The sequence below is a fragment of the Photorhabdus bodei genome, from assembly GCF_003287735.1.
Classification (GTDB): domain Bacteria; phylum Pseudomonadota; class Gammaproteobacteria; order Enterobacterales; family Enterobacteriaceae; genus Photorhabdus; species Photorhabdus kayaii.
Genome location: NZ_NSCM01000006.1, coordinates 39,969 through 61,689, shown reverse-complemented (window position 1 = coordinate 61,689; position 21,721 = coordinate 39,969). Strand labels below are relative to the sequence as shown.

25 protein-coding genes and 1 pseudogene are annotated in these 21,721 nt (G+C 41.4%); 2 read left to right on the top strand and 24 right to left on the bottom strand.

Annotated features, from left to right (window positions below; translation table 11 throughout):
• Nucleotides 1-90: 90 nt before the first annotated feature.
• The 4 genes from iscU to trmJ all read right to left on the bottom strand — a co-directional run bounded on the left by iscU (nucleotide 91) and on the right by trmJ (nucleotide 3,073).
• Nucleotides 91-477: a Fe-S cluster assembly scaffold IscU gene (iscU, locus tag CKY02_RS06585; RefSeq protein ID WP_112876332.1), complete on the bottom strand. Its 387-nt coding sequence runs from the start codon at nucleotides 475-477 to the stop codon at nucleotides 91-93.
• Nucleotides 478-502: 25 nt separating this feature from the next.
• Nucleotides 503-1,717 (bottom strand): IscS subfamily cysteine desulfurase, encoded by a 1,215-nt coding sequence (locus CKY02_RS06580; RefSeq protein ID WP_112876333.1) that lies wholly within the window; start codon nucleotides 1,715-1,717, stop codon nucleotides 503-505.
• Nucleotides 1,718-1,766: 49 nt separating this feature from the next.
• Entirely contained in the window at nucleotides 1,767-2,261 is a 495-nt protein-coding gene (gene iscR, locus CKY02_RS06575; RefSeq protein WP_112876334.1) for a Fe-S cluster assembly transcriptional regulator IscR, read from the bottom strand.
• Nucleotides 2,262-2,347: 86 nt separating this feature from the next.
• A complete protein-coding gene (trmJ, locus tag CKY02_RS06570; RefSeq protein WP_112894672.1) occupies nucleotides 2,348-3,073 on the bottom strand; it encodes a tRNA (cytosine(32)/uridine(32)-2'-O)-methyltransferase TrmJ in 726 nt (241 codons plus the stop codon).
• Nucleotides 3,074-3,206: 133 nt separating this feature from the next.
• Here trmJ and suhB point away from each other — a divergent pair, with 133 nt between their 5' ends.
• Nucleotides 3,207-4,010, top strand: coding sequence for an inositol-1-monophosphatase (gene suhB / locus CKY02_RS06565; RefSeq protein ID WP_112876336.1), 804 nt, complete (start codon nucleotides 3,207-3,209; stop codon nucleotides 4,008-4,010).
• Between the two features lie 156 nt (nucleotides 4,011-4,166).
• Here suhB and treC read toward each other — a convergent pair whose 3' ends face one another.
• The 5 genes from treC to glyA form a co-directional block, all read right to left on the bottom strand.
• Nucleotides 4,167-5,828, bottom strand: coding sequence for an alpha,alpha-phosphotrehalase (gene treC, locus CKY02_RS06560; RefSeq protein ID WP_112894671.1), 1,662 nt, complete (start codon nucleotides 5,826-5,828; stop codon nucleotides 4,167-4,169).
• Nucleotides 5,829-5,912: 84 nt separating this feature from the next.
• A complete protein-coding gene (gene treB / locus CKY02_RS06555; RefSeq protein WP_112876338.1) occupies nucleotides 5,913-7,334 on the bottom strand; it encodes a PTS trehalose transporter subunit IIBC in 1,422 nt (473 codons plus the stop codon).
• Between the two features lie 148 nt (nucleotides 7,335-7,482).
• Nucleotides 7,483-8,430, bottom strand: a complete 948-nt coding sequence (gene treR / locus CKY02_RS06550) for a trehalose operon repressor TreR (protein ID WP_112894670.1) — start codon at nucleotides 8,428-8,430, stop codon at nucleotides 7,483-7,485.
• Nucleotides 8,431-8,502: 72 nt separating this feature from the next.
• Complete coding sequence (locus CKY02_RS06545; RefSeq protein WP_112894669.1) at nucleotides 8,503-9,648, bottom strand: 3-phenylpropionate MFS transporter; 1,146 nt, start codon at nucleotides 9,646-9,648, stop codon at nucleotides 8,503-8,505.
• A gap of 192 nt (nucleotides 9,649-9,840) precedes the next feature.
• A complete protein-coding gene (gene glyA, locus CKY02_RS06540) occupies nucleotides 9,841-11,094 on the bottom strand; it encodes a serine hydroxymethyltransferase (protein ID WP_112894668.1) in 1,254 nt (417 codons plus the stop codon).
• A gap of 365 nt (nucleotides 11,095-11,459) precedes the next feature.
• Here glyA and hmpA point away from each other — a divergent pair.
• A pseudogene (gene hmpA / locus CKY02_RS06535) lies at nucleotides 11,460-12,653 on the top strand (NO-inducible flavohemoprotein); the annotation flags it as partial.
• Nucleotides 12,654-12,858: 205 nt separating this feature from the next.
• Here hmpA and CKY02_RS06530 read toward each other — a convergent pair.
• The 15 genes from CKY02_RS06530 to CKY02_RS06475 form a co-directional block, all read right to left on the bottom strand.
• Nucleotides 12,859-13,119 (bottom strand): PAAR domain-containing protein, encoded by a 261-nt coding sequence (locus CKY02_RS06530; RefSeq protein ID WP_112894666.1) that lies wholly within the window; start codon nucleotides 13,117-13,119, stop codon nucleotides 12,859-12,861.
• A gap of 44 nt (nucleotides 13,120-13,163) precedes the next feature.
• A complete protein-coding gene (locus CKY02_RS06525; RefSeq protein WP_112894665.1) occupies nucleotides 13,164-13,886 on the bottom strand; it encodes an Imm52 family immunity protein in 723 nt (240 codons plus the stop codon).
• Between the two features lie 12 nt (nucleotides 13,887-13,898).
• Complete coding sequence (locus tag CKY02_RS06520) at nucleotides 13,899-14,663, bottom strand: restriction endonuclease fold toxin 5 domain-containing protein (protein WP_112894664.1); 765 nt, start codon at nucleotides 14,661-14,663, stop codon at nucleotides 13,899-13,901.
• Nucleotide 14,664: 1 nt separating this feature from the next.
• Nucleotides 14,665-14,793, bottom strand: coding sequence for a PAAR domain-containing protein (locus CKY02_RS26215; RefSeq protein WP_262405178.1), 129 nt, complete (start codon nucleotides 14,791-14,793; stop codon nucleotides 14,665-14,667).
• Nucleotides 14,794-14,837: 44 nt separating this feature from the next.
• Nucleotides 14,838-15,545, bottom strand: a complete 708-nt coding sequence (locus CKY02_RS06515) for a hypothetical protein (protein ID WP_338047383.1) — start codon at nucleotides 15,543-15,545, stop codon at nucleotides 14,838-14,840.
• Between the two features lie 28 nt (nucleotides 15,546-15,573).
• Entirely contained in the window at nucleotides 15,574-16,338 is a 765-nt protein-coding gene (locus tag CKY02_RS06510; RefSeq protein WP_112894662.1) for a Tox-REase-5 domain-containing protein, read from the bottom strand.
• Between the two features lie 20 nt (nucleotides 16,339-16,358).
• Nucleotides 16,359-16,466: a PAAR domain-containing protein gene (locus tag CKY02_RS26865; RefSeq protein ID WP_476641885.1), complete on the bottom strand. Its 108-nt coding sequence runs from the start codon at nucleotides 16,464-16,466 to the stop codon at nucleotides 16,359-16,361.
• A 46-nt stretch (nucleotides 16,467-16,512) separates the two neighbouring features.
• Entirely contained in the window at nucleotides 16,513-17,235 is a 723-nt protein-coding gene (locus CKY02_RS06505) for an Imm52 family immunity protein (RefSeq protein WP_112894661.1), read from the bottom strand.
• Between the two features lie 12 nt (nucleotides 17,236-17,247).
• Entirely contained in the window at nucleotides 17,248-18,021 is a 774-nt protein-coding gene (locus CKY02_RS06500) for a Tox-REase-5 domain-containing protein (protein WP_112894660.1), read from the bottom strand.
• Between the two features lie 131 nt (nucleotides 18,022-18,152).
• Complete coding sequence (locus CKY02_RS06495) at nucleotides 18,153-18,419, bottom strand: PAAR domain-containing protein (protein ID WP_112894659.1); 267 nt, start codon at nucleotides 18,417-18,419, stop codon at nucleotides 18,153-18,155.
• Nucleotides 18,420-18,465: 46 nt separating this feature from the next.
• Nucleotides 18,466-19,188 (bottom strand): Imm52 family immunity protein, encoded by a 723-nt coding sequence (locus tag CKY02_RS06490; protein ID WP_112894658.1) that lies wholly within the window; start codon nucleotides 19,186-19,188, stop codon nucleotides 18,466-18,468.
• A gap of 12 nt (nucleotides 19,189-19,200) precedes the next feature.
• A complete protein-coding gene (locus tag CKY02_RS06485) occupies nucleotides 19,201-19,962 on the bottom strand; it encodes a restriction endonuclease fold toxin 5 domain-containing protein (RefSeq protein ID WP_112894657.1) in 762 nt (253 codons plus the stop codon).
• 1 nt (nucleotide 19,963) lies between these two features.
• Complete coding sequence (locus tag CKY02_RS26210; RefSeq protein ID WP_274382154.1) at nucleotides 19,964-20,092, bottom strand: PAAR domain-containing protein; 129 nt, start codon at nucleotides 20,090-20,092, stop codon at nucleotides 19,964-19,966.
• 44 nt (nucleotides 20,093-20,136) lie between these two features.
• Entirely contained in the window at nucleotides 20,137-20,859 is a 723-nt protein-coding gene (locus CKY02_RS06480) for an Imm52 family immunity protein (RefSeq protein ID WP_112894656.1), read from the bottom strand.
• Between the two features lie 17 nt (nucleotides 20,860-20,876).
• On the bottom strand, nucleotides 20,877-21,635 hold the full coding sequence (locus CKY02_RS06475; protein WP_112894655.1) for a restriction endonuclease fold toxin 5 domain-containing protein: 759 nt from the start codon (nucleotides 21,633-21,635) through the stop codon (nucleotides 20,877-20,879).
• Between the last annotated feature and the right edge of the window lie 86 nt (nucleotides 21,636-21,721).

Here is a 21,721-nt window from a genome sequence, read left to right as displayed (position 1 = left end):
CTTATTAAAACCAGCAAAGGCGGATACCGGATGGTATGTAACAGCCCGTATCCACCAAATTTTTTTCTATTTTCTTATTATCAAGAGCAATTATTTGCCCTGGCATTTACTTTTGTAATCCGCAATCGCTGCTTTAATCGCATCTTCCGCCAGAATAGAACAGTGGATTTTCACCGGCGGCAGTTCTAATTCATCGGCAATTTCAGTATTTTTAATCGCTTCTGCCTGCTCCAGAGATTTGCCCTTCATCCATTCAGTGACTAAAGAGCTGGAAGCAATCGCAGAACCGCAACCGTAAGTTTTGAAACGCGCATCTTCAATAATGCCTTCATTATTGACTTTGATTTGCAGTTTCATCACATCACCACACGCAGGGGCACCGACCATGCCGCTGCCAACCATGGGATCTTCACTATCGAAAGAACCGACGTTACGTGGATTTTCATAGTGATCAATTACTTTTTCGCTGTAAGCCATGTTATTACTCCTGAAACCATCTGATTTAATGATGAGACCATTCGATACTATTTAGATCCACACCTTGTCTAAACATTTCCCACAGTGGAGAAAGTTCACGCAGGCGGCCAATAGATTTGTGAATCAATTCAATGGCGTAGTCGATCTCTTCTTCTGTCGTAAAGCGCCCTAAAGAGAAACGGATAGAGCTGTGAGCCAGTTCGTCATTCATCCCCAACGCACGCAATACGTAGGAAGGCTCCAAGCTGGCAGAAGTACATGCAGAACCCGAAGAAACCGCCAGATCTTTTAATGACATCATCAGTGATTCACCTTCAACATAGTTGAAGCTGACATTCAGAATATGCGGTGCACCGTGCTCTAAATCTCCGTTAAGGAAGACCTCTTCGATATCTTTGATACCCTGCCACAGACGCAACCGCAGACCACGCAGACGCTGAGATTCACTCTCCATTTCCTGCTTGGCAATACGGTAAGCTTCACCCATACCCACAATCTGATGAACAGGCAAAGTACCAGAACGCATCCCACGTTCATGACCGCCACCATGTTGTTGTGCTTCAATGCGAATGCGGGGTTTACGGCGAACGTACAGTGCACCAATCCCCATCGGCCCATAAATCTTATGGGCCGAGAAAGACATCAAATCAACTTTCAGTTTGGTTAAGTCAATTGGCAGTTTGCCTACGCTCTGAGTGGCATCAACATGGAAAATGATTCCGCGGCTGCGACACATTTCACCGATAGCGGTAATATCCTGTACCACGCCAATTTCATTGTTAACATGCATGATAGAAATCAGAATGGTGTCATCACGCACCGCGGCTTCCAGATCGTTTAAATCAATCAACCCGTTGCTCTGAGGTGCCAAATAAGTGACTTCAAATCCTTCACGTTCCAATTGACGGCAAGTATCCAGCACCGCTTTATGTTCGGTTTTGCTGGTGATGATGTGTTTGCCCTTTTTCTGGTAAAAATTAGCCGCCCCTTTAATGGCAAGATTGTCAGATTCCGTTGCGCCAGAAGTAAAAACAATTTCTCGCGGATCCGCGCCGACTAAATCAGCTATCTGATTACGGGCAATATCAACCGCTTCTTCAGCCTGCCAGCCAAAACGGTGTGAACGAGAAGCGGGATTACCAAATATCCCGTCCCTGGTCAGATAGTTCATCATCTTTTCAGCAACACGCGGATCAACCGGTGTCGTTGCTGAGTAGTCTAAATAAATTGGTAATTTCATTACTCACATGCTCCCTACTTCTAATACTTCAATTCATCACAAGTTCTGCTTATGGGCGCAGATTGACATTAATTGTTTCTTGTGCTCTGCCGTTAGGTGCACGGCGTTTATCGTTATCCTGGCGATCAGCAACGTCCAATACTTCTTGGTTATTGACCAATTCTTCTAAACTGATACTGCTCAGGAAACCGGTAATACGATCACTTAAATCGCGCCATAAAGCATGAGTCAGGCAACGATCGCCGCCCTGACATCCTTCTCTACCCTGACAACGGGTAGCATCTACCGATTCATCAACAGCAAAAATCACTTCGGAAACAACAATTTCACTGGAATCTTTGCCCAATAAATAACCGCCACCCGGACCACGGACACTTGAAACCAGACCATTTTTGCGCAGGCGAGAAAATAACTGTTCAAGATAGGAGAGGGAAATACCCTGACGTTCAGAAATGTCGGCCAATGGTACCGGACCTTCTTGTGAGTGTAACGCCACATCAAGCATAGCAGTTACTGCATAACGCCCTTTAGATGTCAATCTCATAAATGAATTACCCCGTGGTGAAATATGAAGAAATTGTGTCATTCCTGAGTGTTTTAGTCAACTATTTAACCTAGTAATTTACTCAACTATTTCTTCGCCCATTTTTCAACGGAGGACAAGATGCCACGCAAAATATTCAGTTCCTGCGCTTCAGGCCGGGCACGGGTAAAAAGCCGCCTTAATCTATTCATTATTTGGCCTGGGTGTGCTTTTCGGATAAAACCAGAATCATTTAACACAGATTCGAGATGATGATAAAAGCGTTCCATATCATCAGATAATGGATATTCCACTTCATCGGTTTTTTGCTCATTTTTATCCTGACGCGCTAAATAGGCCATACGAATTTCATAACTGACAAGTTGAACCGCCATTGCCAGATTTAATGAACCGTACTCCGGGTTAGTTGGAATATTCAGATGATAATGGCACTTCTGCAATTCTTCATTGGTCAACCCTACCCGCTCACGGCCAAAAACTATGGCAACCGACGCATGTGCAGCCTCCTGAACACTACGCTCACCACATTCACGAGGCTCGACCACCGGCCATGATAACGTTCTGGAACGGGCGCTGGTACCAATCACCAAGCCGCAACCCGCCAGCGCTTTATCCAAACTATCGACAATCGTCGCATGACCAATAACATCACTAGCACCCGCAGAAAGTGCAATCGCATGAGAGTCTGGCAGAACCAAAGGATTAACCAGATAAAGATTGGTTAATCCCATTGTTTTCATTGCCCGGGCGGTTGACCCCATATTTCCGGTGTGGGAAGTTTCAACCAGGATAATGCGGATATTTTCTAACATGACAACTTCTGAATAGTCTGGATAATTATAAGAGCCAAATATCTTAACACAGCATTAGTCATTTTTCCGAATTACTGCTATACTATGCGCCGATTAATTACCCGTTCTTTAACATCCTGGTGGAAGATATCCCATGCATCCGATGCTGACTATCGCTATACGCGCAGCGCGTAAAGCCGGCAACTTAATTGCCAAAAATTATGAAACTCCCGATGCGGTTGAAGCTAGCCAAAAAGGCAGTAACGACTTTGTTACCAATGTTGACAAAGCCGCAGAAGCGCTCATTATCGATATTATTCGCAAATCTTATCCCAAACACTCGATTATTACTGAAGAGAGTGGCGAGCTGCTAGGCGAAGATGCTGATATTCAATGGGTAATCGATCCACTGGATGGCACGACTAACTTTATCAAACGCCTCCCTCACTTCGCCGTTTCTATTGCAGTACGCATTAAAGGCCGTACTGAAGTTGCGGTTGTTTATGACCCAATGCGTAATGAGCTTTTCACCTCAACCCGTGGTCAAGGAGCGCAGTTGAATGGCTACCGTCTGCGTGGTACCAATGCCCGTGATCTGGATGGCACTATTCTGGCAACAGGTTTCCCATTCAAAGCAAAGCATCATTCCACTGTTTTTATTAATACTTTGGGTAAATTATTTGTTCGTTGTGCTGACTTCCGTCGTACAGGCTCCGCTGCACTGGATTTGGCTTATGTTGCGGCTGGTCGGGTGGATGGTTACTTTGAAATTGGCCTAAAACCGTGGGATTTTATGGGTGGCGAACTGCTAGTTCGTGAATCTGGCGGTATCGTAACTGATTTCGTTGGCGGTCATAATTATATTCATTCCGGCAACATCGTTGCAGGTAATCCACGCGTTGTTAAAGATATTCTGGCTGAAATGCGTAATGAATTATCAGAAGCATTGAAACGTTAATTCCAGTAAATTCTATACCCTAAAGATTTCAAGATGCATCGCGACGGCAAGGGAGCGAATCCCCGGGAGCATAGCAAACTATGTGACCGGGGTGAGCGAGTGCAGCCAACAAAGAGGCAACTTGAAAGATGACGGGTATAGCAACAAAGACCGTTGTTACTCCACTAACCAGTAAACAGCTTCATAAGGCTGTAGCTGCATATTTTTTGCAGGTAAATGGTTTTCAGGATAGTTCCCCATCAATTTAATCCATGAGCAATCGGATAAAGAAGCGTCCAGCGACCATTCCTGCACTTCAACACTGAGATTAGCAATAACCAACAACGTCTGATTTTCCCAACGACGCACATAGCACCAAAGAGAAGGATGAGATGGTAATAAGTCTTCATAGCTGCCATAAGTCAATACAGGATATTCCTTACGCAACTTGATTAAACGGGCATAACAATGAAAAACTGAATCATCATCTTGCATAGCGTTTTCAGCATTCACATCCTGGTAATCACTATTCAGCGCTATCCACGGCTCCCCTTGAGTAAACCCTGCATTAGCAGTCGTATCCCACTGCATTGGCGTTCGCCCATTATCACGAGATTTCTTCGCTAAGACCGATAAGATTTGTTGTTTATCATTGCCCTGCTCAATCTTCTCTTGATAAATATTTAAACTTTCTATATCCCGGTACTCTTCAATATGAGAAAAGTGAGGGTTAGTCATTCCCAGCTCTTCCCCTTGATAGATATAAGGGGTTCCCTGCATACCATGCAGTACCATTGCTAACATTTTAGCGGACGGCACCCGCCAGACCCCTTCACCGCCAAAGCGTGAAACAATACGGGGTTGATCGTGATTACACCAGAACAGCGCATTCCATGCCCGTTCGTACATGCCTTGCTGCCACTTGGCAAAAATTTTCTTCAATTCAATAAAATCGGGTGGCGCTGCAACCCATTTTTCACCATTAGGATAATCGACTTTTAAGTGATGAAAAGCAAAAACCATCGACAACTCTTCACCATCTAATGAAGAATAGCGATGACAATGTTCCAGTGAAGTAGAGGACATTTCCCCGACGGTCATCACTCCGGTAGGCTGGAATACCTCTCTGTTCATTTCTTGCAGAAATTCATGAATACGCGGGCCATCAGTGTAGAACTGACGCCCATCCCCCTGAGTTGATTCAGGGAAGTCTTGCTGCTTAGAAACCAAGTTAATGACATCCAGACGGAAACCATCAACACCAAGGCCAGCCCAGAATTCGCAAATCTTTTTCAGTTCAGCCCGTACGGGTTCATGTTCCCAGTTTAGATCAGCCTGCTCAACAGCAAACAGGTGCAAATAATACTGCTTGCTTGCTTCATGCCACGCCCAAGCATTACCACCAAATTTCGACAACCAATTATTAGGCGGGGTTCCAGGTACCCCATCCCGCCAAATGTAATATTGCCGATAAGGGCTATCAATATCTTGCGCTTGTTTAAACCAAGGATGTTGAGTCGAGGTATGGTTGAAAACAATATCCACGATGACACGGATATCACGTTGATGTGCCTCATCAACCAAACGCTTAAAATCATCCATTGAGCCGTAAGCCGGATCAATCGCATAATAATCAGCGACATCATAACCGTTATCTACCTGTGGTGAGAGGTAAAAAGGCGTCACCCAAATAGCATCCACGCCCAGTTTCTTCAAATAATCAAGCCGGTAAGTAATGCCATTAAGATCGCCTGTTCCGCTACCCGTAGTATCCTGGAAACTCTTAGGATATATCTGATAGATGACGCCTTGTAACCACCACGGAATGATTTTGTCCATCAAAAACACCTTATTAATATATTTCCTGAATTGAATAACCAAATGGTTATTTTTATATCTGTTACTTGTGAAGATTTAACAGCATTATTCAACAGCTAACATACCGGTCATATTCTTCTTTCGATAAACAACGGTCGTGAGAATCAACGGAACAATGATAGCGACAAGCATAGCTAATGCGTAAATTAGCCAAAATTGCGGCTTGATCGAAAGAATACCTGGCAGCCCACCCACGCCAATACCGTTTGCCAATACACCACTCAACCCACAAATCAACCCAGCTAAACCGGAACCAATCATGGCACAGAACATAGGAAATCGATATTTAATGTTAATACCGTACATTGCCGGCTCAGTAACGCCCAAATAGGCGGAGATAGCCGCAGGTACGGATAATTCACGTTCATTATGCTTCTTACTGACTAAAATAATACCAACAACCGCCGATCCCTGAGCAATATTGGATAATGCAATAATAGGCCAGATCGGTGTTCCACCTATACTTTGAACCATCTGCATATCTATGGCTAATGTGGTCTGATGTATACCGGTAATCACCAACGGCGCGTAAAAGAATCCAAATAAAGCTGCACCAATAGGAGCAAAACTTCCGGTCATCAACGCCTTAACAACCCAAGCTACCCCATCACCAAGTAACCGACCAAATGGCCCAATAAGACTATGTGCTAAAAAGGTTGCCAATATTAACGAGACTACTGGAACAATCACCAAATAGAGATAACTAGGAACCACCCGTTTTAACTGAACTTCAATCCACCCCAAAGTAATACCCGCCAAAAGTGACGGAATAACCTGCGCCTGATAACCCACTTTTCCAATCGTGAACAGGCCGAAATTCCATATATCAGGGATTTGTTGCCCTAAGTAATAAGAGTTCATTAATTGCGGCGAGACCAGTGTTATTCCCAATATAATGCCTAATATCGGTGTTCCACCCATCATCCTAACCGCCGACCAACAAATACCCACTGGCAGATAGAAGAATATTGCCTCTCCTAGCAGCCATAAAAAATCATATATCGTTTTCCAAATAGGATATATTTGAGCTAAAGTTTTGCCTTCACTAAAAGGAATATCACCAATAATGTTACGGAAACCTAGAATAAGCCCACCGCTAATTAATGCTGGTAAGAGAGGAAAAAATATTTCCGCAAACTTAGAAATGAAGCGCTCTTGCCATTTCATGTTTTTCTTCTCAACCTGCTGTTTATCTTTTTTATTCAATTCAGATTGACCAAGATAACGATTTAAAACCTGATAATAATCACCAACATTCGTGCCTATCACTACCTGGAATTGCCCTGCATTGGTAAAACAGCCTTTAACCATCGGCAAATTCTTTATCTCATCCGGCTTGGCTTTAACTGGTTCAACTAATATAAACCGCAATCGGGTAATACAATGAGTTACACTGGCTATATTTTCACAACCACCGATTAATGTAATTAGTTTTTCTATATCTTTAGAATTTATTTTGTTTTTCATAATAGCCAGTCATCATAAGTTAGTATCAATTACTAATTAGCATGCTTAGTAAACTAATTTTATCCTAATATCATTTGGTTATGCTTGTCATGGGAACGTTCCCAAAAGTGGGTTGAAGATCACATTGAGACGGAAATATTTCTTATTTTTAAGCCAACTTACTCGGAATGATTACTTGTTGTTTTGGGTATTGACGATTTATTTGAGCAATTAATTGACCAGCCGCATATTTACCCGCCTCACCATAACCCAAATCAATAGAAAGCGTGTTAGGGTATAAAAAATTCAATAAAGGTGTATTACCAATGCTACCTATTTGTATATCTTCCCGATTATTTTGCTGCAAATATTTATATGCACCTAATGCCAAACTATCGGTTGCACAGATTAAAGCTGTCGTTTTCTCTCTCAATACCTTATTAACATGCTGAAACCCACTCTGATAGCTTAAATCACATTGAACAGCAAGCGGACGCAAATCTTGCTGTTCACAACAAGTTAGATAAGATTGATGGCGAAGAAAACCTGTCGTGGTATCACAATCATCTACGCCAAGAAAACTAATATCTCTGTGCCCCCGCCGATAGAATTCATTCATCAATAAACGAACAGCACCAATATCGTCATAACATACAGAAGAAAAACCTGTATATTCACGGGCAAATACCACCATTTTGTCACGCCAAGGGAAGAGGGACTCTTCTGACAATCCGGTAAAACCGAACAAAATAATGCCATCTGCATGACGTAATGCCAACTGACGTAGATGTTCCTGTAAAAGCTGTGGATCAAAATTACTTTCCATAATAATGGGGTCGTAACCATGCTGGTAAAACAGGGGTAACATGGTACTTATTGATAAATTCTCTGAAAAAGATCCCAGACGCGACACAACTAAAGCAATGATTTTGTCACTTTTTATTCGCATCGCTCTTGCTGATTTAGATGGAATAAAATTATTTTGTTGGATAATCGTTTCAACTCTTTCACGTGCTTGTGGGCTTACACTATTCTCATTGTTTAATACTCGCGAGACGGTTGATTTACTGACATTAGCCAAGCGCGCGATATCTTTTATTGTTAATTTATTCAACATGATATCTCATAAAAATCTTATTGAGGCATTTAGTTTCTTACAAAAATATTGTAAGAAACTAAATGTATATTGTTAATAATTATGAGCTTTAACCTGTGGTCGTACGAAAATAGCAGGAAAAGCAACCAAAGCCATCATCCAGAAAATGCCACTGTGCAGATAATCATACATAAATCCAGCAATTACCGTCATGACAGCGATACCTCCCCCCATTGCCAACGCAGAATAAGCCGCCTGTAAACGCACAATTTCCCCTTCTCTTCTCGCACCGATAAAACGCATCGCGGCCAAATGGCAGACAGTGAACGTACCACAATGCAAAATTTGAACGATAATCAACACTGGTAATGAGGTGAATGTTCCCATCAATCCCCAGCGAACAACGCCACATATGCCAGAAAGCAGCAAAAGATTACGAGCATTCCAACGCCGAAATAATTTATTACTCAAAGTAAAAATAATAACTTCAGCCACTACGCCCAATGACCAGAGATAACCGACTACCGAGGCAGAATAGCCTGCATTTTTCCAGTAAATCGCACTGAAGCTGTAATATCCCGCATGAGCCGCCTGCAATAAAGCGACACATAACAGGAACCGACATACCGGTTTTTCAGACAACAACTGCTTAAATGACACAACATCCACTTTGGCGGATTTGACTTCACCAACAGGCATGATAGAAGGCCTAAGTAATGTCACCAACAACGTAGAGAAGACGCTAAACAATATCGTGATGAGGATGGCACGATGTCCCCAGACAGAGATTAATTCCCCGGTTAATGCTGAGCTGATAATAAAGGCAATTGAACCCCAAACCCGTATCTTGCCGTAATCAAAAGGAAATTGTTTTTGCCATGTTCCCGCCAGCGCATCACTCAATGGCATCATCGGCGAAAAAAATAGATTGAAGCCAACCATGACGAACAGGAGCCACGCCCAATGATTTCCTAATGTAAAGCCAACGATGAAAATAAAGGTTATCAATGCTGATATACGTAGCGCAAAAATAAGTTTTGCGGGATCTTTAACTGTAGGTGCGATTAACAAACTGCCCAAGAAACGGGAAATCAAACCTGCACCCAATAGAACCCCTATCATATCGTGCTCTATACCTTCACCCTGTAGCCAGGTTGCCCAGAAAGGTAAAAATATCCCGTAAGAAAAGAAATATGTGAAGTAATCTAACGCCAGCCAGCGCGTCGATCGAATAACCATTAGTCCTCCCTGGTAAAAAATGCAAAAAACCCGCCCTTACCTAACTTGATTAGCTCAAGAAATTAAGATATTGAGAGTTATCTTGAAGTAGATATTCCCCGGGGGAAAATCCACGCATCACTCCTCAATATCCCACTTAAGCAAACAATGTTAGCCGGAGCAGGTTTTGTAATGACTTATTGAAATTTTAATTTATGCGTAAACCGGATATCTTGCGCAAATAGCCAGAACTTTCTGCTTAGTTGTTTCAATGGTCGCTTCATCATTGATGTTGTCCAATACATCACACATCCAGCCAGCCAATTCACGCGCTTCTGCTTGTTTAAAGCCACGGCGGGTAATCGCAGGCGTACCGATACGCACACCAGAAGTTACAAATGGGCTCTTCGGATCATTAGGCACGCTATTTTTGTTTACCGTAATGTTGGCTCGACCCAACGCAGCATCGGCATCTTTACCAGTGATGTCTTTATCAACCAGATCCAGCAGGAACAGGTGATTCTCTGTACCGCCAGAAACGACTTTGTAACCACGTGCCAAAAACACTTCAACCATCGCTTTCGCGTTATCAGCAACCTGATGTTGATACGCTTTGAATTCTGGTTCCATTGCTTCTTTCAATGCCACCGCTTTGCCTGCGATCACATGCATCAGGGGTCCACCCTGACAGCCAGGGAATACAGAAGAGTTCAGTTTTTTATACAACTCTTCGTCGCCACCTTTTGCCAAGATCAAACCACCACGTGGACCCGCCAGTGTTTTATGCGTCGTGGTAGTAACGATGTGAGCATGAGGAACCGGGTTAGGATACACTCCTGCGGCGATTAGGCCAGCAACGTGTGCCATATCAACGAACAGGTAAGCACCAATGCTGTCTGCAATTTCACGCATTTTTGCCCAATCAACCACACCGGAGTAAGCCGAGAAACCACCGATAATCATTTTTGGCTGGTGTTTTTCAGCTTGTGCCGCGATATCGTCATAATCGATTTTACCGCTTTCATCGATGCCGTAAGGCACAACATTATATAACTTACCAGAGAAGTTAACCGGAGAGCCGTGGGTCAAATGACCGCCATGTGCCAAATTCATCCCCAGAACCGTATCGCCCGGTTGCAACAAAGCCATATAAACTGCCGCATTCGCTTGAGAACCAGAATGTGGTTGAACGTTGGCATAATCAGCACCAAACAGCGCCTTAGCACGATCGATAGCTAATTGTTCAACAACGTCTACATATTCACAACCACCGTAATAGCGTTTACCCGGATAACCTTCGGCATATTTGTTAGTGAGTTGAGAGCCCTGTGCCTGCATAACTCTTGGGCTGGTATAGTTTTCAGAGGCAATTAATTCGATATGTTCTTCCTGACGAACAACTTCTTGCTCCATCGCCTGCCATAGTTCGGGATCATAACTAGCAATATTCATTTCACGCTTTAACATTGGGTTCTCCTGACTCAGCTAACTTCTCTTCAAACAACACCCCAAGGGGCCGAATGGCACACAGTGTAAACCCTTTTCACCTAATGAGATAGTCTTGACAAAATATTTTACGCAAACGATTGCATATCGATTGCAAGCACAGTACCTGCTCTAAAGTAGGGTAATGAAAATTACGCTCCATTTCTCCTCTTTGTCAGAATTTACGGCCTAAAGAAGCCCCTTCCTTAGTACAAATATCCATTATGACTATTTTTTTGCCATAAAGACCACATTCTATATTTACAAGGCCCCCAAAAAGGTATAAGTTGCATTTAAATTACATGTTATAAATTTCATTACCCACTTGAAAGAAATTCAGGAGCTTCACCATGCTGGATAGCCAAACTATTGCCACTGTCAAATCAACTATTCCCTTACTTTCTGCTACTGGCCCAAAACTGACTGCTCATTTTTACGAGCGGATGTTCAAGCACAATCCTGAGTTGAAAAACATTTTTAATATGAGTCATCAACTTAATGGCGATCAGCGTGAAGCTCTGTTCAATGCGATCTGCGCCTATGCAGCCAATATTGATAACCTAGAAGTACTACTGCCGGCAGTGGAAAAAATTGCTCATAAACACGCCAGTTTGAATATCCAACCAGCGCATTATCAGATTGTCGGTACGCACCTATTGGCAACGCTGGATGAAATGTTCCAGCCAGGAAATGAGATTCTGGATGCTTGGGGAAAAGCTTACGGCGTGCTCGCTGATGTTTTTATCAATCGTGAAGAGCAAATTTATCATAGCGGAGAATCAACAGATGGTGGCTGGCGTGGCTTGCGTCCATTCCGTATCAGCCGGAAAGAGGTAAAAAGTGAGGTAATTTGCAGCTTTGAATTTATACCACAGGATGGCAGGAAAGTGATGGATTACAAACCTGGTCAGTATCTGAGCATTTATCTGGAAGATGATAATTTTGCTAACCGAGAAATTCGCCAGTATTCACTGACGGCAGCCCCAAACGGTTCCAGCTACCGGATTGCGATTAAACGTGAGCCACAAGGAATCGTTTCCAACCATATGCACGATAAGATGCAACAAGGCGATACCGTCTGGCTGGCCGCCCCACGCGGTGATTTTTTCCTTGATATTAAATCAGAAACGCCGGTTACTTTGATTTCTGCGGGTGTTGGCCTGACCCCCATGATGAGCATGTTGCATCACCTCCACCAGCAAAACCATAATAGCCAAATTAACTGGTTACATGCGGCAGAACACGGCGGCCATCACGCGTTTAGTAATGAAGTCGCCACAATTGCACAAGCAATGCCGAATTTCGACAGCATAATTTGGTATCGCGAACCAAGGGATGAAGATCAACAAGGTATCCATTATCAATACAAAGGTTTTATGGATCTGGCAGTTCTGAATGAGGCATTGAAAACAGAAGGAATGCACTTCTATTTCTGTGGTCCAGTTCCCTTTATGCAATATGTAGCGAAACAGTTATTGGATATGGGAATAGATGAACAATTTATTCACTATGAATGTTTTGGCCCACATAAAGTGATTTAAATTTTCAACTTCATATTACAGTGATAATAGCCAAGAAAGTGAACTGAACAGAAACTATCTTTAATTTATGGGCTCCGATATTCAATATTCATGTGTATTGAATGTACTTAATGTGACTGAAAAAACCAATTCATCACTATTCTAGAGACCTTATGGAGTTTGCTTATTGTGGAGCCCGTCTTATTGGACGTCAGCTCCATTGATATCAAGAGTCATGGGTAAATTTACTCTGACTGGCAATTAATTTTGCCCCACAAGCTGTTTGCATTCCTTCAAGCGCAATCGCTTTATATTTTAAAGAGTCAGCACCCTGAACAATAGGAAAAACACCTTTGCATTGGGGACACGCAACCAAATCTTCTTTACCTGCTATAGGAACACCATTGTGAGTATATTCATCAATAGCGGTAATAACCTTACCGCCATGATCTGTCGTATCACCTAACAGAATAACCGCTTTTGACATTAAAGTTCTCCATCGTTTTTCGATTGGTAAATAACATCACCTCATTAAACTTCGGTAATTAACGGTAGTAATCCCAAGTTCACCAACTGTATTTCAACATCGTTGGATTTATCAATATCCTCCTGATTTCTTCCATCAAAAATCCCTTTTTTGGTAATAATCAGCGTACCTACCTGTTCATTATTTTGATACACAGGGAGCACATCTTCCGCCATAGGAAAATAGGATTTATCAATAATACGAGGCTGGTAAAGCATCCAGCCAACACTTAAGCGATCAGGGAAAACCTGTTTATTCCGTAATGTATATTCGTTGGTTTCGACCTGAATATAAGGGAAGTCACGACTGGTCACTAGATATTTGACAAGTTCAATTAATTGGGAAATACCAAGCTGACTACTGTCAATTTTCAAATTGAGTTCTAACCTAACCCAGTTAGGACCTTTTGTTGACAATTTATTATAACTAACACTACTAGATAACTCATCCTTTTCACCATCCCATATACCTTCAATAAGTGAAGGAAAGTCTTTTTTATAAGATTTTTCAAAATAACTTACTGCTTCGTCTGTAGACCCTTGTTCATCAAACACAATATGTTTTAATGCCTCTTTTCGGGAATATCCTTTTAAAAACCATGTTTTTTTCTTCCCGAAAAATATATCGATTTGCTGTGTGATATGAAACAAATCCATCAATGCCGTATTAGCAGTAATAGTTTTTTGCTGTTCATAACGTACATTTATTTCTATACGAACTATTGTCATGTTGACCTCAGATTAAAATAAACTGTCGTAGGGGGTATAATGAACTCTAATATTTTTATACTCGCTAAACTGTACCTTAAAATAAGCATAACTGATTGGTTGTAAAAAATGCCATTCTACATAAGGTGTGCCTTCTAGAACATCACAGACTTTTTGATGCCTTTCAGCCTGTTTTTTGCCTGATTCATCACCTTTCCACCAACTTTTGGGTTTCCCTTCACTATTAAAAAACTGGTCATACCGCGCTTTAGCCTCCAGAAACAGGCAATATGCTGGCCGCCAGCCATCAAACGTCACTTTCAGGCATTGAAATTCCTGGATCATTTGTGTGACCGGGTTATATTTAGTTTTCGCAATAAATCGCTGATAGTTAATCGTGATAGCGCTCCAGCGACTCACCTTACGATATTTTTCACTTGTCACCGGAATAGCAAGGCAAGCCTGGCACGCTTTTTTAGTTTCCGTTTTTTCACACTCTTCCGTCTCAGACTGGGCTTTAGTCTGAACCGCACTGGCATCAATAGATTCATCCCCTAAATCATCGTCCTCCCAAAAATCCGCATGGGCTTCGGCGCTCCAGACGATATTTCGATCTTCATCTGTGATTTCAGGGCTTATCACAAAATCCGTTTTCTTATGGTGAATGTCGTCATCCTCTATAACGGATTTATCTTTACCGGCTTCCATCAACCCAACCGCAATTAATACTCCGGCACAGGCGCTGGCGACATATTCAGCCGCACCCACTACGACCGGAGCTAATAAGGGTATTGGCATATTAACGCCTCCTGTTTATCTTATTTTTTGCAATAATAGGAACACCATTGTGAGTATATTCATCAATAGCGGTAATAACCTTACCGCCATGATCTGTCGTATCACCTAACAGAATAACCGCTTTTGACATTAAAGTTCTCCATCGTTTTTCGATTGGTAAATAACATCACCTCATTAAACTTCGGTAATTAATGGCAGTAATCCCAAGTTCACCAACTGTATTTCAACATCGTTGGATTTATCAATATCATCCTGATTTTTTCCATCAAAAATGCCTTTTTTGGTAATAATCAGAGTGCCGATCTGTTCATTATTTTGATACACAGGAAGCACATCTTCCGCCATAGGCAGATAGAACTTATCAATAATACGGGGCTGGTAAAGCATCCAGCCGACACTAAGGCGATCAGGAAAAACCTGCCTGCCTTTTAAGGTATAGCCGTTAGTTTCCACCTGAATATAAGGAAAATCACGGCTGGTCGCTAAGTATTTAACTAAATCAATTAATCGGGATGCATTCAGTTGGCTACTGTCAATTTTTAAATTGAGTTCTAACTTAACCCAGTTAGGATGCCCAGATTTTGATTTATCATAAATAATGCCACAAGATAATTCATCTTTTTGTCCATCCCACATTCCATTGATAAGTGAAGGAAAATTTTTCCTATACTCTTTTTCAAAGTCTCTAATCGCAACTTCAGTTGGTCCTTGCTCATCAAACACAATATGTTGTAAAGCCTGTTTTCTAGAATATCCAGTTAAATACCAAGTCTTTTTCTGCCCGAAAAAAATATCAATCTGCCTTGTAATGTAAAATAAATCCATTAACACCGTATTTAAGGTAATAGTTTCCTGTTGTTCATAACGTGCATTGATTTCCAAATTAATTATTGCCATCGTTGACCTCAAATTAAGTTAAATCTTTACAAGGAGTATAATAAACATTGATATTTTTATGTTCAATAAATAGTATTTTAAAATACCCATAGCTGACAGGCTGTAAAAAATGCCATTCCACATAAGGAGTTCCCTCCAGTACATCACAGACTACTTGATGTCTTTTTGCCTGATTTCGCGCAGAAATCTGACCTTTCCACCACCTTTTAGGTTTACTATCACTATCAAAAAACTGGTCATACCGCGCTTTGGCCTCCAGAAACAGGCAATACGCAGGTCTCCAACCATCAAACGTCACTTTCAGGCATTGAAATTCCTGGATCATTTGTGTGAGCGGGTTATATTTAGTTTTCGCAATAAATCGCTGATAGTTAATCGTGATGGCGCTCCAGCGACTCACCTTGCGATATTTTTCACTTGTCACCGGAATAGCAAGGCAAGCCTGGCATGCTTTTTTAGTTTCCGTTTTTTCACACTCTTCCGTCTCAGACCGGGCTTTAGTCTGCACCGCACTGGTATCAACGGATTCATCCCCTAAATCATCGTCCTCCCAAAAATCCGCATGGGTTTCGGCACTCCAGACGATATTTCGATCTTCATCCGTGATGTCAGGGCTGATTATAAAATCCGTTTTCTTATGTTGAATACTGTCATCATCTATTACGGATTTATCTTTACCCGCTTCCATGATACCAACTGCAATTAATACTCCGGCACAGGCGCTTGCGACATATTCAGCCGCACCCACGGCGACCGGAGCTAATAAGGGTATTGGCATATTAACGTCTCCTGCTTATCTTATTTTGCCATAATAGGTACACCATTGTGAGTATATTCATCAATAACGGTAATAACCTTACTGCCATGATCTGTCATATCACCTAACAGAATAACCGCCTTTGACATGAAAATTCTCCATCGTTTTTCAATTGGTAAAAAATATCATCCTCCATTAAACTTCGGTAATTAATGGCAGTAATCCCAGATTCACCAACTGAATTTCAACATCATTAGATTTATCAATATCATCCTGATTTTTTCCATCAAAAATACCTTTTTTGGTAATCATCAGAGTGCCGACCTGTTCATTATTTTGATACACAGGGAGCATATCTTCCGCTATAGGCAGGTAAGACTTATCAATAATGCGGGGTTGGTAAAGCATCCAGCCAACACTTAAGCGATCAGGGAAAACTTGTTTACCTTTTAAGGTATAGCCGTTGGTTTCTACTTGAATATAAGGAAAATCACGACTGGTCGCTAAATATTTAACTAAATCAATCAATCGGGATACATTCAGTTGGCTGCTATCAATTTTTAAATTGAATTCTAGCCAAACCCAGTTTGGACCTCTTGTAGACAGTTTATTATAACTAATACTATTGGCTATCTCATCCCGCTCACCATCCCACATATCTTCAATAAGTGAAGGAAAATCTTTTTTATAAGATTTGTCAAAATAGCTCACTGTCTTTTCTGTTGGCCCTTGTTTATCAAACACAATGTGTTTTAGGGCCTCTTTTCGTGAATAACCAGTTAAATACCATGTCTTTTCCTGTCTGAAAAAGATATCGATTTGCCGTGTAATATGAAATAAATCCATTAATGCTGTATCTACAGTAATGGTTTCCTGTTGTTCATAATACACATTGATTTTTATACGGATTATTGTCATTTGAACCTCGAATTAAATTCTCGCCATTAAATCGGCACAGGGAGTATAGTGGACACTGATATTTTTAAATTGACTAAATATTCCCTTAAAATAAGCATAACTGATTGGTTGTAAAAAATGCCATTCCACATGCGGAGTCCCCTCTAGTACATCACAAACAGTTTGATGCCTTTCCGCCTGTTTTTTACCTGATTTACTCCCTTTCCACCAAATTTTGGGTTCACCTTCAGTATCAAAAAACTGGTCATACCGCGCTTTGGCTTCCAGAAATAAGCAATACGCTAGTCGCCAGCCATCAAACGTCACTTTCAGGCATTGAAATTCCTGGATCATTTGTGTGAGCGGGTTATATTTAGTTTTCGCAATAAATCGCTGATAGTTAATCGTGATGGCGCTCCAGCGACTCACCTTGCGATATTTTTCACTTGTCACCGGAATAGCAAGGCAAGCCTGGCATGCTTTTTTAGTTTCCGTTTTTTCACACTCTTCCGTTTCAGACTGGGCTTTAGTTTGAACCGCACTGGTATCAACAGATTCATCCCCTAAATCATCGTCCTCCCAAAAATCTGCATGGGCTTCGGCACTCCAGACGATATTTCGATCTTCATCCGTGATTTCAGGGCTGATTATAAAATCCGTTTTCTTATGTTGAATGTCGTCATCGTCTATAACGGATTTATCTTTACCGGCTTCCATAATACCGACTGCAATTAATACCCCGGCACAGGCGCTTGCGACATATTCAGCCGCACCCACTGCGACCGGAGCTAATAAGGGTATTGGCATATTAACGCCTCCTGTTTATCTTATTTTTTGCAATACAAAGAATATCTTTAAACTGTTGCTCGGATTTTTGGTCAGGGGATTCCACAGCAGACTTGATTGATGAGGCATGCTGAAAATCAGGATTAAACATTTCAAAAGTCATGGGTAAATTTACTCTGACTGGCAATTAACTTTGCTCCACAAGCTGTTTGCATTCCTTCAAGCGCAATAGGTTTTCCTTTATATTTTAGAGAGCTAGCACCCTGAATAATAGGAAAAACACCTTTACATTGAGGGCACTCCACCAAATCTTCTTTACCTGCTATAGGAATGCCATTGTGAGTATATTCATCAATAGCAGTAATCACCTTACCGCCATGATCTGTTGTATCACCCAGCAGAATAACCGCCTTTGACATTAAAGTTCTCCATCGTTTTCCGATTGGTAAATAACATCACCTTTCATTAAATTTCTGTAATTAATGGCAGTAATCCCAGGTTCACCAACTGTATTTCAACATCGTTGGATTTATCAATATCATCCTGATTTTTTCCATCAAAAATGCCTTTTTTGGTAATAATCAGAGTGCCGATCTGTTCACTATTTTGATACACAGGAAGCACATCTTCCGCCATAGGCAAATAGGATTTATCAATAATACGAGGCTGGTAAAGCATCCAGCCGACGCTTAAGCGATCAGGGAAAACCTGTTTGCTTTTTAAGGTATATTCATTCGACTCTACCTGAATATTGGGTAAATTGCGGCTTAAGGCCAAATAGCTAACCAAATTAATTAACCGCAATACATCAAGTTGATGGCTGTCAATATTTAGACTCAATTGCAGCCAAACCCAGTTAGGACGAACACTTGGCATTTTGCTATAATCTATGCCGCTAGATAATTCATCCTTTTCACCATCCCATATGCCAGTAATAAGCGCCGGAAAGTTTTTCTTGTAATCTTTTTCGAAACTTTTTATAGCGGCTTCAGTTGGCCCCTGCTCATCAAACACGACATGTTGCAGAGCCAGTTTTCTAGAGTAACCTGTTAAATACCAAGTCTTCTTCTGCCCAAAAAAGATATCAATTTGCCGTGTGATATTAAACAAGTCCATTAATGCCGTATTCGCGGTAATGGTTTCCTGCTGTTGGTAATACACATTGATTTCTAAACGGATTATCGCCATGTTGACCTCGGATTAAACTAAACTGTCGCAGGGGGTATAGTGGACATTAATATTTTTATATTTACTAAACAGTACCTTAAAATATCCATAACTGATTGGTTGCAAAAAGTGCCATTCCACGTGAGGTGTCCCCTCTAGTACATTACAAACCGTTTGATGCCTTTCTGCTTGATTTCTAGCTGAATAACGTCCTCTCCACCATCTTTTAGGTTTATTATCCTTAAAAAACTGGTCATACCGCGCTTTAGCCTCCAGAAACAGGCAATACGCTGGCCGCCAGCCATCAAACGTCACTTTCAGGCATTGAAATTCCTGGATCATTTGTGTGAGCGGGTTATATTTAGTTTTCGCAATAAATCGCTGATAGTTAATCGTGATAGCGCTCCAGCGACTCACCTTGCGATATTTTTCACTTGTCGCCGGAATAGCAAGGCAAGCCTGGCACGCTTTTTTAGTTTCCGTTTTTTCACACTCTTCCGTCTCAGACCGGGCTTTAGTCTGAACCGCACTGGCATCAATAGATTCATCCCCTAAATCATCGTCCTCCCAAAAATCCGCATGGGCTTCGGCGCTCCAGACGATATTTCGATCTTCATCCGTGATGTCAGGGCTTATCACAAAATCTGTTTTCTTATGGTGAATATCGTCATTCTCTATAACGAATTTATCTTTACCGGCTTCCATGATACCGACTGCAATTAATACCCCGGCACAAGCGCTTGCGACATATTCAGCCGCACCCACTGCGACCGGAGCTAATAAGGGTATTGGCATATTAACGTCTCCTGCTTATCTTATTTTTTGCAATAATAGGAACACCATTGTGAGTATATTCATCGATAGCGGTAATAACCTTACCGCCATGATTTGTCGTATCACCTAACAGAATAACCGCTTTTGACATTAAAGTTCTCCATCGTTTTTCGATTGGCAAATAACATCACCTCATTAAACTTCGGTAATTAATGGCAGTAATCCCAAGTTCACCAACTGTATTTCAACATCATTGGATTTATCAATATCATCCTGATTTCTTCCATCAAAAATGCCTTTTTTGGTAATAATCAGGGTGCCTATCTGTTCATTATTTTGATACACAGGAAGCACATCTTCCGCCATAAGCAAATAGGATTTATCAATAATACGAGGCTGGTAAAGCATCCAGCCGACACTAAGGCGATCAGGAAAAACCTGCCTGCCTTTTAAGGTATAGCCGTTAGTTTCCACCTGAATATAAGGAAAATCACGGCTGGTCGCTAAGTATTTAACTAAGTTAATTAACCGGGATAGACTTAGCTGACTAGTATCAGCCGCTAAATTTAATACTAACCACACCCAATTCGGGCGAGAAGTTGATGATTTAAAATAATCAATTCCACTATCTAATTCATCCTTTTCACCATCCCATATTCCATTAATAATAGCAGGGAAATTTTTCTTATAATCTTTTTCGAAACTTTTTATGGCAACTTCAGTTGGCCCCTGCTCATCAAATACAATATGTTTCAAGGCATCTTTACGGGAATATCCCTTTAAGAACCAGCTTTTTTTCTGCCCCAAAAAGATATCTATTTTCTGAGTAATATGAAACAAATCTATCAATGCAATATTAGGAGTAATGTTTTCTTGTTGCTCATAACGTATATTAAATTTTATATGAATTATTGCCATGTTGACCTCGTATTAAACTAAAGCGTCGCAGGGGTATAGTGAACACTGATATTTCTATATTCACCGAACAATATCTTAAAATAGCCAGAACTGACAGGCTGTAAAAAATGCCATTCCACACGCGGAGTATTATCCAGTGCATCACAGACTACTTGATTTCTGCGTGCCTGCTCTTTAGCGGAATAAATTCCCTTCCACCAATTTTTAGGATTTCCTTTACTATTAAAAAACTGGTCATACCGCGCCTTAGCCTCCAGAAACAGGCAATATGCCGGCCGCCAGCCATCAAAGGTCACTTTCAGGCATTGAAATTCCTGGATCATTTGTGTGAGCGGGTTATATTGAGTTTTCGCAATAAATCGCTGATAGTTAATCGTGATAGCGCTCCAGCGACTCACCTTGCGATATTTTTCACTTGTCACCGGAATAGCAAGGCAAGCCTCGCACGCTTTTTTAGTTTCCGTTTTTTCACACTCTTCCGTTTCAGACTGGGCTTTAGTCTGCACTGCACTGGTATCAACAGATTCATCCCCTAAATCATCGTCCTCCCAAAAATCCGCATGGGCTTCGGCGCTCCAGACGATATTTCGATCTTCATCTGTGATTTCAGGGCTTATCACAAAATCCGTTTTCTTATGGTGAATGTCGTCATCCTCTATAACGGATTTATCTTTACCGGCTTCCATCAACCCAACCGCAATTAATACTCCGGCACAGGCGCTGGCGACATATTCAGCCGCACCCACTGCGACCGGAGCTAATAAGGGTATTGGCATATTAACGTCTCCTGTTTATCTTATTTTTTGCAATATAAAGAATATCTTTAAACTGCTGTTCGGATTTCTGACCAGGGTTTTAAATG